Source organism: Phycisphaerae bacterium, from assembly GCA_035384605.1.
In the GTDB taxonomy this organism is placed as follows: Bacteria; Planctomycetota; Phycisphaerae; order UBA1845; family PWPN01; genus JAUCQB01.
On the sequence record DAOOIV010000119.1, the window covers coordinates 1 to 15,097 of the forward strand.

At 60.7% G+C, this 15,097-nt stretch carries 10 protein-coding genes and 1 rRNA gene; 7 read left to right on the forward strand and 4 right to left on the reverse strand.

The window, feature by feature from the left end; all coding sequences use genetic code 11:
* The 3 genes from PLL20_18600 to PLL20_18610 form a co-directional block, all read left to right on the forward strand.
* A 16S ribosomal RNA gene (locus PLL20_18600) occupies positions 1 to 50 on the forward strand; the annotation flags it as partial.
* A gap of 531 nt (positions 51 to 581) precedes the next feature.
* Positions 582 to 1,052 carry a hypothetical protein gene (locus tag PLL20_18605; protein HPD32006.1) on the forward strand — a complete coding sequence of 157 codons (471 nt, stop codon included), beginning with the start codon at positions 582 to 584 and terminating at the stop codon, positions 1,050 to 1,052.
* A 53-nt stretch (positions 1,053 to 1,105) separates the two neighbouring features.
* On the forward strand, positions 1,106 to 1,852 hold the full coding sequence (locus tag PLL20_18610; GenBank protein HPD32007.1) for a hypothetical protein: 747 nt from the start codon (positions 1,106 to 1,108) through the stop codon (positions 1,850 to 1,852).
* A 162-nt stretch (positions 1,853 to 2,014) separates the two neighbouring features.
* Here PLL20_18610 and ispH read toward each other — a convergent pair whose 3' ends face one another.
* From ispH to PLL20_18630, 4 genes are all read right to left on the reverse strand, one after another.
* Positions 2,015 to 2,878: a 4-hydroxy-3-methylbut-2-enyl diphosphate reductase gene (gene ispH, locus PLL20_18615; protein HPD32008.1), complete on the reverse strand. Its 864-nt coding sequence runs from the start codon at positions 2,876 to 2,878 to the stop codon at positions 2,015 to 2,017.
* A gap of 458 nt (positions 2,879 to 3,336) precedes the next feature.
* Positions 3,337 to 3,663: a hypothetical protein gene (locus PLL20_18620; GenBank protein HPD32009.1), complete on the reverse strand. Its 327-nt coding sequence runs from the start codon at positions 3,661 to 3,663 to the stop codon at positions 3,337 to 3,339.
* A 913-nt stretch (positions 3,664 to 4,576) separates the two neighbouring features.
* Complete coding sequence (locus PLL20_18625) at positions 4,577 to 6,400, reverse strand: hypothetical protein (protein HPD32010.1); 1,824 nt, start codon at positions 6,398 to 6,400, stop codon at positions 4,577 to 4,579.
* A gap of 81 nt (positions 6,401 to 6,481) precedes the next feature.
* The gene (locus tag PLL20_18630) at positions 6,482 to 8,023 is read right to left on the reverse strand and encodes a hypothetical protein (protein HPD32011.1); all 1,542 of its coding nucleotides are present in this window, start codon (positions 8,021 to 8,023) and stop codon (positions 6,482 to 6,484) included.
* A gap of 340 nt (positions 8,024 to 8,363) precedes the next feature.
* On the opposite strand from PLL20_18630, the gene PLL20_18635 reads away from it, so the two are divergent.
* The 4 genes from PLL20_18635 to PLL20_18650 form a co-directional block, all read left to right on the forward strand.
* Positions 8,364 to 9,620: an anhydro-N-acetylmuramic acid kinase gene (locus PLL20_18635; protein ID HPD32012.1), complete on the forward strand. Its 1,257-nt coding sequence runs from the start codon at positions 8,364 to 8,366 to the stop codon at positions 9,618 to 9,620.
* A 716-nt stretch (positions 9,621 to 10,336) separates the two neighbouring features.
* Positions 10,337 to 11,944 carry a dockerin type I repeat-containing protein gene (locus tag PLL20_18640; protein HPD32013.1) on the forward strand — a complete coding sequence of 536 codons (1,608 nt, stop codon included), beginning with the start codon at positions 10,337 to 10,339 and terminating at the stop codon, positions 11,942 to 11,944.
* 163 nt (positions 11,945 to 12,107) lie between these two features.
* A complete protein-coding gene (locus tag PLL20_18645) occupies positions 12,108 to 12,674 on the forward strand; it encodes a hypothetical protein (protein HPD32014.1) in 567 nt (188 codons plus the stop codon).
* A gap of 486 nt (positions 12,675 to 13,160) precedes the next feature.
* Positions 13,161 to 15,097 (forward strand): protein-disulfide reductase DsbD family protein (locus PLL20_18650; GenBank protein HPD32015.1); only part of this gene is annotated, 1,937 nt, incomplete at its 3' end.

The window sequence follows — 15,097 nt, forward strand, 5'->3', positions numbered from 1 at the left end:
AGTCGTAACAAGGTAGCCGTAGGGGAACCTGCGGCTGGATCACCTCCTTTCTAGTGGATCACTAGACGTGGTTCGCGGCGGATCGGTCGGCTTGGGCCGCCGGTCCGACAAGGCGTGCCATGAGTCAGCGCGTTCTCGGCCCATAGTGGGTGAGCGGTGGGAGCAATTCCCCGCCCGGCGTCACACTGTTAACTTGATATACGAAACGCCCGGTGTGTGTTGCGACGCGCCGGGCGTTTTTCTTTGGGTTCAGCCCTTGCTTCCAAGAAAAGCCGGCGGAGGCCCAAAAACGTCGTTGGAGGGGGCTGCCAGATTGGTTTCCCCGACGCCGGATGAGCATCGCCCCAGTCCGACCTCAGTTCATTTCTGCCATACCATAGGGGTATCTCTTATCCTTCAGTAGCATAGGCCTATCCCTCTTTTTATGTTGCACGTCTTAAGGATCTTTGGTAGGTTGATGACCCGCCAAAAGCTGATTCAGGTGGCACGGTGCTACGGGCGGTCCTGAGGGATTGTGAATCAGTCCGGAGGACATTTTCGTCTGATTGGAAAAGTGGCAATGCGTTTGGAAGGAGGCTTCTATGTCATCGCGTCGCATTCGCGGACTCATCGTGACAGGGATGGTGGTCTGCTTGTGTCTCGTTCTTTGGGTCCAAGCCGGAGATCTTAATCCGCCCGTGGGCCCGGTATCCCCCACGATGAAAACGCTCGAGCAGCTTTCGGCGGAGCACGCTCAGTTGGCGTCGGCCATCGCCGGAATCCCCGGCGGCGGAGGAGGAGGAGTGAAACAGGTTGTCCGGGGCGTCATCGAACTGGCCAGTGGCGCGGTCGAGGGCAGTGCCAACTTCACGCCGGAGATCATGCCCTCCAAAAGCATGGTCGTTCTCAGCGACGCCGTCGTTGTAAATATGTCAGACGCGAGGAACACGCTTGCGGGTCGCACCGCTGCTTGCCTCATGGATCTGACGGCTTCGTCGCTCACGATTCGCGTTGACGAAGTACCGTTGACCGGGATCCGCCGGGTGAGTTACCAGATCATCGAGTACAACTGAGCCGCGCGATCACCGGTTCCATTAAGGGAGCCGGTGACGGCAGGAGGTGAGATATGGTTCATCGTCTTGCAGCGGCGCTACTCTGTGCGGGCACCGTCTGTGTATTGGCCGCCGGGGAGTCCAACATCGATCCGAATCACCGATTTGCGTGGGCCGAGAACGTCGGTTGGCTTAACTGGCACGGGGCCAATTCGAACGTTCGGGTGCATCCCTCGTTCCTTTCGGGTTTCGTCTGGGCGGAAAACGTTGGCTGGATCAACCTGGGTAACGGTCGGCCGGCCAACGGCACGGCGTACGCCAACACCAACGGCGAGGATTGCGGCGTCAACATCGATGCGTTGACCGGCGACTTGTCGGGTCTGGGCTGGGGCGAGAACATCGGCTGGGTCAATTTCGATACCTGGGCCGCCCTCGGCACTTACGGCCGGCAGGCCCGCTTCGAATATGCCCCCGCGGGCAATTATTGGGCCGGGCGTTTCCGCGGCTACGCCTGGGGAGAAAACGTCGGATGGATCAACCTCGACGACTCCGTCGCTTACGTTTCGGTGGTCTCGCCCGACTGCCGCGATCCCTTCGCGGACGCGGATGGCGACGGGGACGTCGACCAGGCGGATTTCGCGATCATGCAGATCTGCGTCTCCGGGGATCTGACCCCGGCACTGGCCGGGTGCGTTTGCTTTGATCGGCCCGAGTGGGGCTTCCCCCTGGGTGACAACGACGTGGATGCGAACGACCTGGCCGCGTTCGAGGCCTGTGCCACGGGTCCGGGCCTTGTGGTGCCATCCGGCTGCGACGGCTGAGGGCGGGGTTGCGCGGGCGCGCCGATTTCGCGACCCTGGCTTGTGTCGCGGCCCCGGTTGTTGCCGTCGTCCCCCTGCGAATGAGGCCGAAGGACAACCGGCAAGGTCGGCTGATCAAGCTTCGAAGGAAAGCTGCGATGATGCGGCAAAGCAGGCGAGCTGCTAATCGGGCTGCTTGATCGGGTTATAGCGCCGAAGGTTCTCGGCGAATTCGGTGATCGTGTCGTCGGGCGTGGAGGCGCCGGCGGTGATGCCGGCGACCTTGCAGCCGGCGACCATTTCGGGTCTGAAGTCAGCCCAGGTTTCCAGATGATACGTTCGGACGCCTTCGCCTTGACAGAGCCGGGCCAGTTCGCAGGTGTTGGCCGAGGTCAGGCCGCCAAGCACGAACATGACGTCGACCTCGCGGGCGAGTTCGACGGCTGCCTCCTGGCGTCGAACGACCTCCAGACAGAGCGTGTTGACGACTCTGAGTTCCTGGAACGGCAGGGCGGCAATTGCTCCGATCATTCGGGCGACGTGCTCGGGGGCGTGAGTGGTCTGTGCGACAATGCCGAGCCGCGCCCGTGGCGGGATCTTGTTCGCCAGATCTTCCTCTTGCTCGACCACGATGACGTTGGGGGCGTAGCCGATAACCCCTTTGACCTCCGGGTGGTTGGCGTCGCCGATCATGACCACCTGATAGCCTTCCTCGTGCAGTTGTTTGACCACGGTCTGGGCGCGCTTGACGAGTCTGCACGTCGCATCGACGAGGTTGATGCCGCGCTGACGGGCCATTTCATAGATCTCCGGCCCGACGCCGTGCGAACGGATCAGCACGGTTGTACCGGCCTCCAGGTTGTCGAGGTGGGCGGACTGATTGAGGCCTTCCTGTTCAAGTCTTCGGACGACTTGGGGGTTGTGGATCACCGGGCCCAGGGCCGCGACGCGGCCAGGCGGATTGTCGCGTAAGGTTTGCTCGGCGAGCTCGATCGCCTGCTCGACGCCGAAGCAGAAACCGTGTTTTCTCGCGAGACGCACTTCCATAAGGGTTCCCGGCTTCGCTTTTTGAGCTACGCCGCGGCAAGCAGTGTTCCCGACTTCGCTCTGCGAGCTACGCCGTGGCAAGCGGGGTTCAGGCAAATGCCGACAATCCGTTCAAGTGTGACGCAGTCCTGCGTGCCCATGTGCCCGGACCATGCCGCGCAGTCAGTATATTTCAGCCTGCGCCGCGTTGCACGCGTGAAGGGCTGTCGGCGCGGACCCTCGCTGACCAAGCAGCTTCGCCATCCGGTCGGGGCCGTCGCTTACGCTGCGGGTTCTGAATCGGTCTTGCGGCAGCCCTGCCTGAATCGTCGCGCACCGCATTCTCGCTTGGTGCGGATGGCGACACAAAGAAGGCCGGATCCATCGGTTGATGGACCCGGCCTGTCGTTGGCGGCCGGCGGGTATTTAACCGCCGGGCGGTTGCCGTGGATTATCCCCGATTCACGGCGAGCCGCCTGTCACTTTTTGTCCCTGCACTTGTCTTTGCACTTGCCCTTGGACTTGTCCTCAGACTTGTCCTTGCATTTGCACTTGCAGTTGTCGCCGCATTTGCAGTCGTCGCCACACTTGCACTCATCGCCGCATTTGCAGTCGTTACCGCACTGGCAATTGTCGCCACATTTGCAGTTGTCGCCGCACTTGGTTTCGTACCTGTCGGTGCCGCAATTGTCACCGCAGCTCATGCCGGCGGCCGGCACTGGTGGGCCTGCCAGAAGCGGCCTGGCGGCAAAGGCAGCCAACACCAACGCACATACAGCCACAAGAGTAATCGCAAAATGTTTCATGTTCAGACTCCTGTCTTCCTGGAAGAGATCAATTCACATACTTGTGCTTGTCCAAAACCTGCCCTGGCCGTTCCGTCCATGCAGGACGGCCAGGCCCCGTCGATACACGAATGAAGCCCGTCAGGGGTTTTCCGGGCGCACAGTATTCCCAGGATGGCTTGCTCAGTTGAGCCAGACACAAAGAGAGGCTTGGCGGGTATTGCCGGACACGCTTCGACAAGAGCCGGCCCGGTTGGCTGTTAGCAACGACAAGCTCGGTTTGTCGTCGCCATCGGCACAGATCCAGGTGACGGCTGCGATGGATGGCTGATCGTTTACCGAAGGGGGGTTATTCGGTCGGTTGACCGGCTCGCGCGGCCCGTTTGGGCAGAAGGTGCAGGGGCATGACGGCTCCGTCGTCTCGGATGCCGTCCGGCAACACTGCGGCTTTGCCTCCCCCGCGCACGTGCCTTTGCAGCATGTCGTCGGCTGCTCCTCTGATCGGCAGACCGACTCGCACGCGCCCGCGAAGCAGACTCGTAGCGGTTGGGTGAGTAGCAAACCGATCATGGCAAGTCGCGTCAGCATGCAAAGGATTATACCGTCGGTAGCGGCCGGATCGTTCAAATACTTTGCAGAAATTTGACAGCAACCGCTCCGGTCGTGAAACCCTGTAAGGAAGCGATCATGCTTATATCAAGAGGGGTGTATCGTAAGTGAACAGCTTGTGCCGAAATCGGTGCGCCTAATCTTGCCCGAGGTCCCGAAGGCTGCTCGGGCGGGAAAAGGCAGAAGCTCGCGACTGCCGACATCGTGGGCACAGATCCGGGCGGGCACAACGGTGAACTTGTTCGTTACGGTCTTGGCCGCGGCGAGATCCCCACAAAGCCGGAAGCGCCGGTCCCACACCAACCGAGGACAGGGTCTTAATCGCTCACCCCGCACAGAGCGTATCGGCTTGCACACCCGGACCGGAGAGGCACCCGACAAATCGCGTGAAGTCATCCATGTCGACGTCGCCGTCGCCATCCAGGTCGGCTCCGGTGCAGGCGACGTCGGTTTGTGTGACCCCCGCTCCGCTGTAGCAAGCCTGAAAGACACCGAAATCCGTCTGGTCGACATCATGGTCGGTGTTAAAGTCACAGGGAGCAAACAGGGGCGGTGTGACCGTCAGATAGACGATGACCGTCTCAGTCGGGTTGGCGGCATTCGGCGCGCTGATGGTGATCGTGCCGGTGTATGAACCGACCGCAAGCGTCGACGTGTTGAAGAGAATACCGATGGGATCAACTTCCCCCGACGACGTACCGCTGTTGGGAGCGACCGACAGCCACGCGGCGTCGTCGCTGATCGTGTAAGGCATTACGCCGCCGCCGGCGTTACGGACGGTGAAGGTAGCGTCAGGCAGATTCTTTCCTCGCTCGACGCTACGGGTGAACGAGGCTGGGTTGCGCTCGATCTGCGGGGGCGGACCGCTGACGGCGTACTCCATGATGGTCATGCTCAGGTCGATGTCGGGTTGCGGGTTGCGGTTTGAGTAGGCGTGCCCGTAGGGGTAGGCGTCCGCCGGCTGATCGAACCGGTAAGCCTCGTAGCCGATCGCGTCGCCGCCGTACGGTGTGATCTCGATGTAGTATGTGTTGCCGGCCACGAGAGGCACCTCACCCGGCGCGTAGCCGATGCCGAGCATGGCGGCGCCGCCGGCCTGCCAGGCGCCGCGTCCGCGTTTCACCAAACCCACCAGCCCGCTGGGCGTGGGCGGGTTGCCCGTGGGTGGATTGGAGTAAACCTTAACCTCCGTCCGCATGTTCCACTGCAGGTCGCCGCCGTGAGAGATCCAGAGATCGACACCCGCCAGCGCTTCGCCGGTGGCCTTGAACGTCTGGCCCCATTGCCATTCCCACCACGCCGTTGAGCCCATTCCCCCGGTCGTCTTCATGTAGGGGATGACGGTGCCGTCGTTGTCGCTGAAAACGAGGATGCACAGGTCTTTGTTCAGCGGGTTTCCGTTGGGGTCAAACGCCTGGCCGCCGGCATAGCCGTCGCCGTTGTCGGTGCGCCAGTAGGGAGAAAAGGGTGTGCTTGCTTCTCCCGCGAGGCGGATGGCGTATCGCTCGCCCGGGACAGTCGGGAGTTGCCCGCTGAGGTAGCCGACCCACGACTCGCCGATGCTACTTCCCGAAGACTTGGTCACTCCCACCTGGGTCCAGGTTGTAACGTTGCCTCCGGTGTCCTTCAGCAGACTGACGTTGATCGTGCCCGTATCGCCGCTCGCACAGGAGTAGACGATCTTGTTGACCGACGTGCCCGTAGCGATGAAAGTCTGGTACCAGGGGGTTCCCCAGCCGCTCGGCCACTCGTTTTTGTAGTAGCAGGAGTAATCGAGGTTGAGTGAGGGATGAACCGTGACCGTCTGGCCGTTGATGATCTGTACATCTCGGACGACTTTAGCCCGGCCGAAGAATTCCGGCTGATTGACGTAGAGGGTGTAGTCGCCGGCGGGGTTCGTGAAAGTGTAGTTGCCGTGGTCCACGCGGTAGCTCAGCGGATCTGCGAACATCGACCAACTGGGGATCAAAAAGGCATTCCATTCGTGCAGGTTCGTGTACCAGATGCTTCTTCCTTTGATCTGCTCGAACCGGCACTGTCCGCTCACGGTTCCATCAGCGACGGCAACGGTCGCCGGCATGAGTAGGCCAACGCAGACAAGCCGCATCAACCCAGCATTCAGCCAACGAGGTGGCTGGCAGGTATTCATTATGACCCTCCTATCTGAACAGAACTCGCTCACCAACCCTCACTCACCCGGTTTCGCATCACGCAACGTTTGGGCCCTCGCTCAGTCCGCACAGGTGGTGTCCACCGGAATGTCCGGGCCGCCCATGCAGGCAAGGAATCTGGCGAAGTCCTCATAGTCGACATCCGTGTCCAGATCCAGCAGCGCCCCGGAGCAAGCCGGGTCCGTCTGATTCACGCCGGGCCCGGTGTAACAGCTCTGGAACACTCCGAAATCCTCCTGATCGACGTCGTGGTCAGTGTCGAAATCGCAAGGCGCAAATGGAGGAGCGGTCACCGACAGATTCACAACGACCGTTTGCGGTGTGTTGTCCGCCCCCGTGGCATTGATGGTGATCGTACCGCTATAGGAACCGATTGCCAGACCGGCCGTGCCGTAGAGTATACTGATCGTATCCGTCTCACCGGTTGACGAGCCGGCTGCGGGGTCGACCGACAACCAGCTCGCATTGTCGTTGATGGTGTAGTTCAGTGTGCCGCCTCCGCCATTAGCAATGGTGAAGGTGTCGTTCGGCAGGTTGTTCTTTCGTACGACCGACTTTGTCAGGAGGGCAGGATTTCGACTGATATGGGGCGGGGAGGCGTCGTACCCGACGCCGACCACGACGGCCACCATGTCATGCTCGGCCACGTGAGTATCGCCGTGCCAGAGTGAGCCGTTCGGGTAGTTGTTATTGACGGTGCGATAGACGTTGAAGCCTTGTCCGTCGGTGGCCTCAAGGTGAAGGGCATAGGTCTGTCCTTCGGTAACCGGCACACCGTTGAGTGGCCAGCAGACCGCAACCTCTTTGAATTCGCCTGAGAAGACCTCGCGCGAGACGGTTGCCGGACCGATCTGCGTGCCCGTCGGGCTGCCCTCTCGGATCGTGGCCCGGTATGTGAACTTCGGCCCCGGCGGGGAGCTCCCGCGGGTCAGGAACGCTGATGCCGCAACGATACGATTAATGCCTGCAGGCACGACGAAGGTTTGAGCCTGGTAGGTCGCCCAGCCGCCGGTGGGAAGCTCGCGATAGTCGCTGTTGGCACCTGGCGCCTCGACCCAACCGGTTGGGATGCAACCGCCGGTAAAGCCGCCGGCCTGATTGAGGCCGTCTACAAGATCGTAGTGATACACCGGCTTTTGCGGAAAAGCCCGCACGCGGGTGTCGTCCGAGACCTTCATCCACCACGTTATGTAGCTGTAGTAATCGGGCCAGGGTGGCTGTGTGTTCTGCCAGTTGAAGTTCGGACTCTGGTCCGTGGGTGTGCTCGGGTCGTAGATCCGGATGTCGTAGGCGCAGTTGTTGGGATCGAGCGGGTTAAGGCGATTCCATCCGGTGAAGTCGGTGGTACCGAAGATGGCCCATCCCGAGTTCGACAGGTTGGTCACGCCGATACCCGCCGCCTTGGTGCCGTTGTCGTTGAAACAGTGGTTTTCGATGGTCCGGTTGTTCGCGTTGAGCTGATTGCCGTACTGACGGTAATAGATGAGCTTCCATCTCGAGTCGGCCCTGACGAAGGTCGCGGGGAGGAGGAAGAAAATGGTCAAGACGGTCCGAAAGACAGCCATTGGCGGGCGAACAGCGTTGGACTCTGCCCCTGCCATGCACACACCCTCCTGGGTCACTTTACCGAATCCACGCCGCCACCGACTCGGTTGCCCATCGATCAGCCGAGCAGGTCCTGCCTGAGGTGAGACCTTTCTTGGTCATCGGCCGTCAACATCGGGCGAATCAACAGACGGTTTTCGCTTTCGTTCTTTCCTTCAACTTGTCGGCCGCCGAGGGTTACCGCACGGCCAATCGATTTCGGCATCTACCTTGCGGCGCTCCGCGATTACCCCCACAGTATAGCACAATCAGTTGCGGGGGACAGGGTGTGCACGTGACGGATGTTGCGGCCGCGGGACGTTCCCGCATTTGCTAATGGCAGGGATCGGATCGCCAATGAACAAGCCCGGCGCACGGATCTCGAAGCGATCCTCCAGACTTCGGAGGCCTGCCGATCGCTCGGCTGTAGGGTTGGTTCTCGGACTCATGGCGGGCACCAGTGGTGATGGGATCGACCTGGCTTGCGTCCGGATCGAGGGGGTTGGAGCCCGGATGCGGCCTCGGCTCTTGTGGCATCGGCACACCGGTTTTCCGCCCAGCCTGCGGCGAAGGCTGTTGGCGGTGATGGCCCCTGGCGAAACCACGACGCAGGAGATTGCCCATCTTCACGCCGACTTGGGTGAGGCGTTTGGCAAGGCTGCCGCATGGGCCATCGGTCTGGCTCGTGGCAGCGAGCGTCCCTCTTTGATCGGCCTGTCTGGCCAGACCGTCTGCCATCTACCGGGGCCGACGGGTCGGACCGTTACTCTTCAATTGGGTGAGCCGGCCAGGGTGGCAGCGCGGACCGGTTTGCCGGTGGTTGCCGAGTTCAGGCAATCGGACGTGGCAGCAGGGGGGCAGGGTGCTCCGTTGGTGCCGTGGACCGACTGGGCGCTCTTTCGCCATCACAGAATCTCGCGAGCGATACAGAACATCGGGGGGATCGCGAATGTAACTTGGCTGCCGGCCGGAGGGGATGCCTCTCGGGTTATCGCCTTCGATACCGGTCCGGGGAATATGGTCATTGACGCTGTGGTCCGCTGCATTACGGGCGGCCGAGAAACGATGGACCGCGGCGGGCGGCGGGCGGCAAAGGGAAGGGTTCTGGGCGACGTACTGGATCAGTGGTTGAGACATCCTTATTTTGAAATTAAACCTCCAAAAACCACTGGGCGCGAGGATTTTGGCAAGCCATTTATGACGCGAGAAATCAAGCATTTGGCCGCTGCCGGCTCCCGTCCTGACGACTGGGTAGCCACAGCCACGGCGCTGACCGCCCGCTCGATTGCCCAAGCCTATCGCCGGTTCCTGCCCGACGTGGCGACTTTATCGGCAAGGCGGCGGAAGATTCGCGGTGGCTCAGCACTGCCTGCCATGGAGGTGATCGTCTGCGGGGGAGGTGCCAGGAACCCAACGCTGATGCTCATGTTGCAGGCTGAGCTGCGGGGAGCGACTGTCCGGCGAATCGAGGAATTCGGGATTTCCGCGCAGGCGAAGGAGGCCGTGAGCTTTGCCATGTTGGCAAAGGCGTATATCGACGGCGTGCCGGGTAACCTGCCCCAGGTGACAGGCGCCCGCCGACCGGCGCTGCTCGGGCGCTTGGTATGGCCCTGAGGACAGGCCCCATAATGTCGCCCCGTACGAGCCGGCCAGTTCGTTAGCTAGGCCGTTTCAAGGGGGATCAGGCTTCGAGGCAGCCTCCCGGAAAGATGGACATTCCTGCCGTGCCAGCGTGGCTTCAGATGGGGCGCAGCCTGCGAACATCATCGCCATGCAGGTTTGGATAAATAGGGATAATGGGTATTCTGGGGCAAGGCAGGCATTGAAGCTGAGGCTAGGCTGATCAGCGCATAAGCTTTTTCAAGGCAAAGCCTTGCGATGTTGTTTCGAGAGCAAGGCCAAGTTGAACGAAAGCGAGAGAACAAGACCCGGCAGAGCGAAGCTCGCCGCGCATGAACGGGGGAATGTGTCGGGAGAATTTGCAGAGAATTTGCGCGAAAAGGTCTTGCAGTCTCCTGAGCGTTGGGTACAATTTGATGTCGACAGTGAGTGGCTCGTCCGGTGGCGGGCGGGAGAGGTGGAAGGGAAGAGGAGCGCAGAGCTCATCAAGGATTTCCCTGGACATCGATGACCGCGTTCGGTAGGATAGGCGGTGTGCGAAGCGTAGAAGCGGCAGGTTATGGCTTGGTCTGCGGCAGGAGGAGCCCCAGGCGTGCATGTGGCCTGCATGCTTTGAGAAAGCGTTTCTGGTGTTTCGAGGTGTTAGTCGGGCTCGCCGGAGTTCTGGTAAAGCTCTAAGGCCCGACGCAATTCAAGAGGAGGCAGGAACCATGAGAGTAACTGCAATCGGGGCCATCGTTTTGATGCTTGGTGGCATAGCGACGGCGCAAACACAGTGGTCCGAGATCGATTACACGATCGAGATCGGGGGTACAAACTACGCCGACGACGTTCATGCGGGCGACTATAAGGCGTTCGTCCCGGGGTCGACGACTCCGGCCCCGCAGACAGGCATTGTGACCTGGGACGTCGTCGCGGCGGCAGCGGGCCTGGATCAAACGGAGCAATACATGATCGGGGGCATCGCAAACATGGTTTTCGACATTCAGTTGTTCAAACAGGATGGCGAGAACTGGGTTCCTGCGGCCCCGAAGAAGTTCTTCAGCACGATGAACGATGGTAGTGAGTTGCCACCGCCATTGACCGGCCAGAACCCCTTCGAGCGGGCTGCATTCTGCCTGGGGTGGAACGTGGATCCGGAGTATGACGGGTATTTCACTGTGGAATATGGCCCACCGAACGGTCCTGGCCGTCTGTATGACGTACCGGCCGACGGCGGTGCGTTCATGGATCGTGTACAATTCCCGAGCACGAAGTATCATGGCGGCGGCCGCATGAAGGCCCCTGCTTACTTCCCCGACTGCAACGGGAACCTGATTAACGATGATACCGAAGAGAATGGCACGACCGACGCCGACAGTAACGGGATTCTGGACATTTGCGAGAATCTCGGAGTCGAACTGAGCGGTGCCGAGACGCTGGATCCCAGCAAGCTCAGCGGTATGGGTATTGGGTACAGCGCGTTTTCGATCTCGACAGCCAATAACAGCGCGGGTGTCGGCTTGGCCAAGCAAAGCCCTGAAAACCCCGGACCCATGGTTGTCTGGAACCCGGATGGGTACGTTGGCCTGGGTGCCCTGCCTGTGGCCGAAGGCCAGATTGACATGTCGAATCTGGAAAACGGCACTTACAAGCTGGTGCTCACGGTTCCGGCCAACAGCAACAACGTGATCCCAGCCGACTATATGGGTACGGCCGGCGGCTTTGCCGAGGCGGTCACCGAAGCGATCGCGCCTGCTGAAGTTGTGTTCGAGTGGCAAGGGTATGTTCCGGTGTGCCAAGAAGTGAGTCCGATCGCGTGGAACAGCCTCAGAACACACGGCGCTGCTGGTCAGCAAGCAATTGTACTCAATCCAGCGGATGGGACCGCTACAGTGGAACCGCGCAATAACGGCATACAAAAGATCTCCATTCAGTTCAGTGGTGATCTGACCAAAGCCAACTATGCTGCGGGCGGCGTGAGCATTACGGGTGGTCTGGTCGTGACGGCTGAGTCGCTTGCCACGACTGCGGTTGCCAATGATACGCTCATCCTGACGGTTACGGGCAATGTAGACAAGACCTGTTATACGATAAACGTAGCAGGTGCCACGCAGTGCACGGTAGGCGATACGACGTGCAGTGTGTTGGCTCTTGCGGGTGACGCTAACCAAGATAAGAGAGTCAGCGCGACCGACGTGGCATTGGTGAAGTCTAGGGTCGGCCAGAGTGTTGCCGCTAACGTCCGATGCGACCTGAACTGCGACGGCACGATTTCTGCTACCGACGTGGCGCTGGCGAAAAGCAAGGTCGGGCTCCCCACTTACACGTGCCCGTGATGAGATGATTAGTTGCTTCTTGCCGCCGGGGTGGACAGACACCCCGGCGGGGGCCCCAGCGAAGAAGATTTGGCCGCAAGGGTTATGTAGGACCCAGCGGAGGGAAGATTGAAGGTTTTAGTTTTAGGGTTCTCTGGAGAGAAGAGAGGATTGGAGGATCAATATGAAGAGAATGACAGTGGTTGTGGCCGTCCTGATGATGGCGGGCATTGGATATGGTGCGACCTTTTCGGTTACTTCCGGTGGCTCGCCGGTCAAAATCGTGGCACCGGGAGAAGAATTCATGGTGCAGATTAATCTGGACCCGCAGGGGATGGAGTTGGTTTCCTGGGGTGTGGTCATAGAGGCACCAGACGGTTATAAGATACCGGGAGCGCCCGGTGTAGCCGCTTACGCCCCCGGCGTAGCCCAAGGTTGGAGCGCCACCGATGGAAATACCGCTTGGCAGGGTAGCAATTGGCCGAGGTCTTTTCCGGCAGGTCCGATCTTCAACGTTTTCGGCGATGTCTTCGGCATTACGGCTGCGGGGCCAGTATTCGAGATGAAGGTTCGGGCTCCGATGGATCCCGCCGCTTTAATGGGTGAGATCACAGTGACGGGTGCCTATGTCGGCGACACGGACTTTGTAGAGCATTCGGATGTCAACGTGGTTGGACTGCGGGTAGTGCCAGAGCCGGTTAGCGCCCTGTTGCTGCTGGCTGGTGTTCCGATGCTTCGTCGCCGTCGGTAAGACGGGTGGAGTGACGGACAGTTAAGGGTTTCGATTTGTTTGTTACGGAGCCGGTGGCTCTCACCGGCTCCGTGTTTTTGTCTATTGCCTCTGAAGGTCTTGCCTCGAACGCCACTGGCTTGTCCACCACCAAGCGAATGACCGCGAGCAGTCCAATGTAAGCGCGCGGGGAGCGGTCGCCAATGGCTCTAAGCTGCTCCATCCAATAGGCCCGGGCGTGTAAGCGCGCGGGGAGCGGCCATGGCCGAGCTGGGTGCGAACGAGGGACAACCAACCGCCGCAGAGCGGCAGCCTACACACACAGGGCAACAGCGCACCAGGATTCTGGCTTGCTTCTTTTGATGCGGCCGTGGTCTCCAGCCTCGAGTCGCATTTCTCGCCCGCGATCCGTTTTCTCGTATCTCTATCGCGTCACGGACGCAAGCGGCTACAATCTCGCATAAAGAAGCTCTCCATGCGTATGCAGGGGGTCTGGGGGCGAGACGTATGAAGCTCGGACATCTGCTTATGTGGGCGATGGTGTTGTTGGCGTGGGCGGTGGCCCCAAGCGGGCTAATGGCTTCGGAGAAGGCACCGTCGGTAGCGGTGGAGCTTCTCTCGGAACAGACAGCCTGGGTGCCGGGAGAGACGGTCAATGTGGCCCTTCGGTTCAAGGTTGAGGATGGGTGGCACATTTACTGGCGGAACGCCGGTGAAGGCGGCCTTGAACCTTCTTTCAAATGGGAGGTACCGGGGGGCTGGCGGGTCGGCATGTTGGCTTATCCGTTTCCAAAGCGGTACGTCGACGCGGGTGGCGAACATACCTTTATTCTCGAGGGCGAGCCGACGATCCTCGCGCCCATAGAGGTGCCCAGAGAGGCCGTAGCCGGGTCGCAGGTCACCGTCGGCGTGGACGTGACTTGGATGGCGTGCCGCAAGGCGTGCTTTCTGGGTAACAAGAAACTGGCCATCACCTTGCCGGTCGCCGGCGGGGAAGTGAAAGCTGAGCCTGCCAACGAGGACACGTTCCAGCTCGCTCGCAGCTATCTTCCCCAGCCAGCGGAGAAAGCGAAATACCTGAAGCGGCTGGAGGCCGTTGCCGACACGCACAAAGCAAAGCCCGGCACCAAGTTCGAGGTGGCGGTCGTGTTTGACGTGGCTGAGGGTCATCATATCAACTCCCACAGGCCGCTGGGCGAGTTCTTGATGCCTACCGATGTATTCCATGAAAAGACAGAGGGCCTGTACATAGGCCGAGCTCGCTTTCCGGCCGGCAAGGTCGAGTCCAGCGGCCTGCCGGGTGACCAACTGTCGGTATATCGCGGGCGGGTGTTCGTGCTCCTGCCGGTTGAAGCTGAGCCGGGATTGACAGGCAGCGAGGTCCGGATTCGCGGGGTGGCGACGTATCAGGCCTGTTCGGATCAGACCAAGGTTTGTTTCCCGCCGATGGCGGTGGAGTGGGAGCTGGTCCTGCCGGTGGCCAAGGCGGGCGAGACTCCGCAGCCGGCCCATGGGGAGCTTTTCGCGGCTGCCAGGCGGGGGATGCCGCCGCAGGAGCTGAAGACGCCCGGAAGGGATTCCGGGCGGAGCGAAAAGATAGGGCCCGGAAAGGATTCCGGGCCGAGCGAGTTGGATTCCGGGCCGAGCGAGTTGGATTCCGGGCCGAGCGAGTTGGCTTCCGGGCCGAGCGAGTCAGATCGACGGGCCGACGAGGGCGTCGGCCCCACCTCCGGCCTTGGACCAACAACCTCGGCGCCTTCCTTGCCCTTGCTCACCAGTGATTCATGGCTGGGGCGGATCCAGGCGTCCCTGGCGGGGCTGGGTTTTGTCGGCTACCTGATCATGTCCCTGGTTGGCGGCCTGATTCTCAATCTCATGCCCTGCGTATTGCCGGTGATTTCAATCAAGGTTCTGTCCTTCGTGCAGCAGGCCAGGGAAAGCCGAATGCGCGTGCTGACGCTCGGTCTTGCGTTTGGCGCGGGGATCGAATTGTCCTTCATCGTGCTCGGTTTGTTGATTGTCGGGTTGGGACGCACGTGGGGCGGCTTTTTCCAGTATCCTCAGGTGATTATTGGCCTGGCTTCGGTGGTGACGGCGTTTTCATTGAGTTTGTTCGGAGTGTTTGCCTTGTTCCCGCCGCGGATCGTCGGGGATCTGGCCGGCCAGGTCGAAGGGGAAGGCCATTTGAGTGCCTTCGGGATGGGGCTGCTCGCCACGCTTCTGGGCACGGCCTGCACTGCGCCGTTTCTGGCCGGTGCTGTGGCCATTGCGGCCCAGCAGCCGGCGGTGGTCGGAATGTCGATCTTTGTAACTGCCGGTTTCGGCATGAGCCTTCCGTATGTCATCCTGGCAGCCAAGCCGATGTGGGTGAGGTTCATACCCAAGGCCGGGCCATGGATGAAGACATTCGAGCACCTGATGGGCTTCTGCCTGCTTGCCACCGT

Coding starts and splice junctions, on each gene's coding strand:
- PLL20_18605 (HPD32006.1), top strand. CDS start 582: ATGTCATCGCGTCGCATTCGCGGACTCATCGTGACAGGGATGGTGGTC.
- PLL20_18610 (HPD32007.1), top strand. CDS start 1,106: ATGGTTCATCGTCTTGCAGCGGCGCTACTCTGTGCGGGCACCGTCTGT.
- ispH (HPD32008.1), bottom strand. CDS start 2,878: ATGGAAGTGCGTCTCGCGAGAAAACACGGTTTCTGCTTCGGCGTCGAG.
- PLL20_18620 (HPD32009.1), bottom strand. CDS start 3,663: ATGAAACATTTTGCGATTACTCTTGTGGCTGTATGTGCGTTGGTGTTG.
- PLL20_18625 (HPD32010.1), bottom strand. CDS start 6,400: ATGAATACCTGCCAGCCACCTCGTTGGCTGAATGCTGGGTTGATGCGG.
- PLL20_18630 (HPD32011.1), bottom strand. CDS start 8,023: ATGGCAGGGGCAGAGTCCAACGCTGTTCGCCCGCCAATGGCTGTCTTT.
- PLL20_18635 (HPD32012.1), top strand. CDS start 8,364: ATGAACAAGCCCGGCGCACGGATCTCGAAGCGATCCTCCAGACTTCGG.
- PLL20_18640 (HPD32013.1), top strand. CDS start 10,337: ATGAGAGTAACTGCAATCGGGGCCATCGTTTTGATGCTTGGTGGCATA.
- PLL20_18645 (HPD32014.1), top strand. CDS start 12,108: ATGAAGAGAATGACAGTGGTTGTGGCCGTCCTGATGATGGCGGGCATT.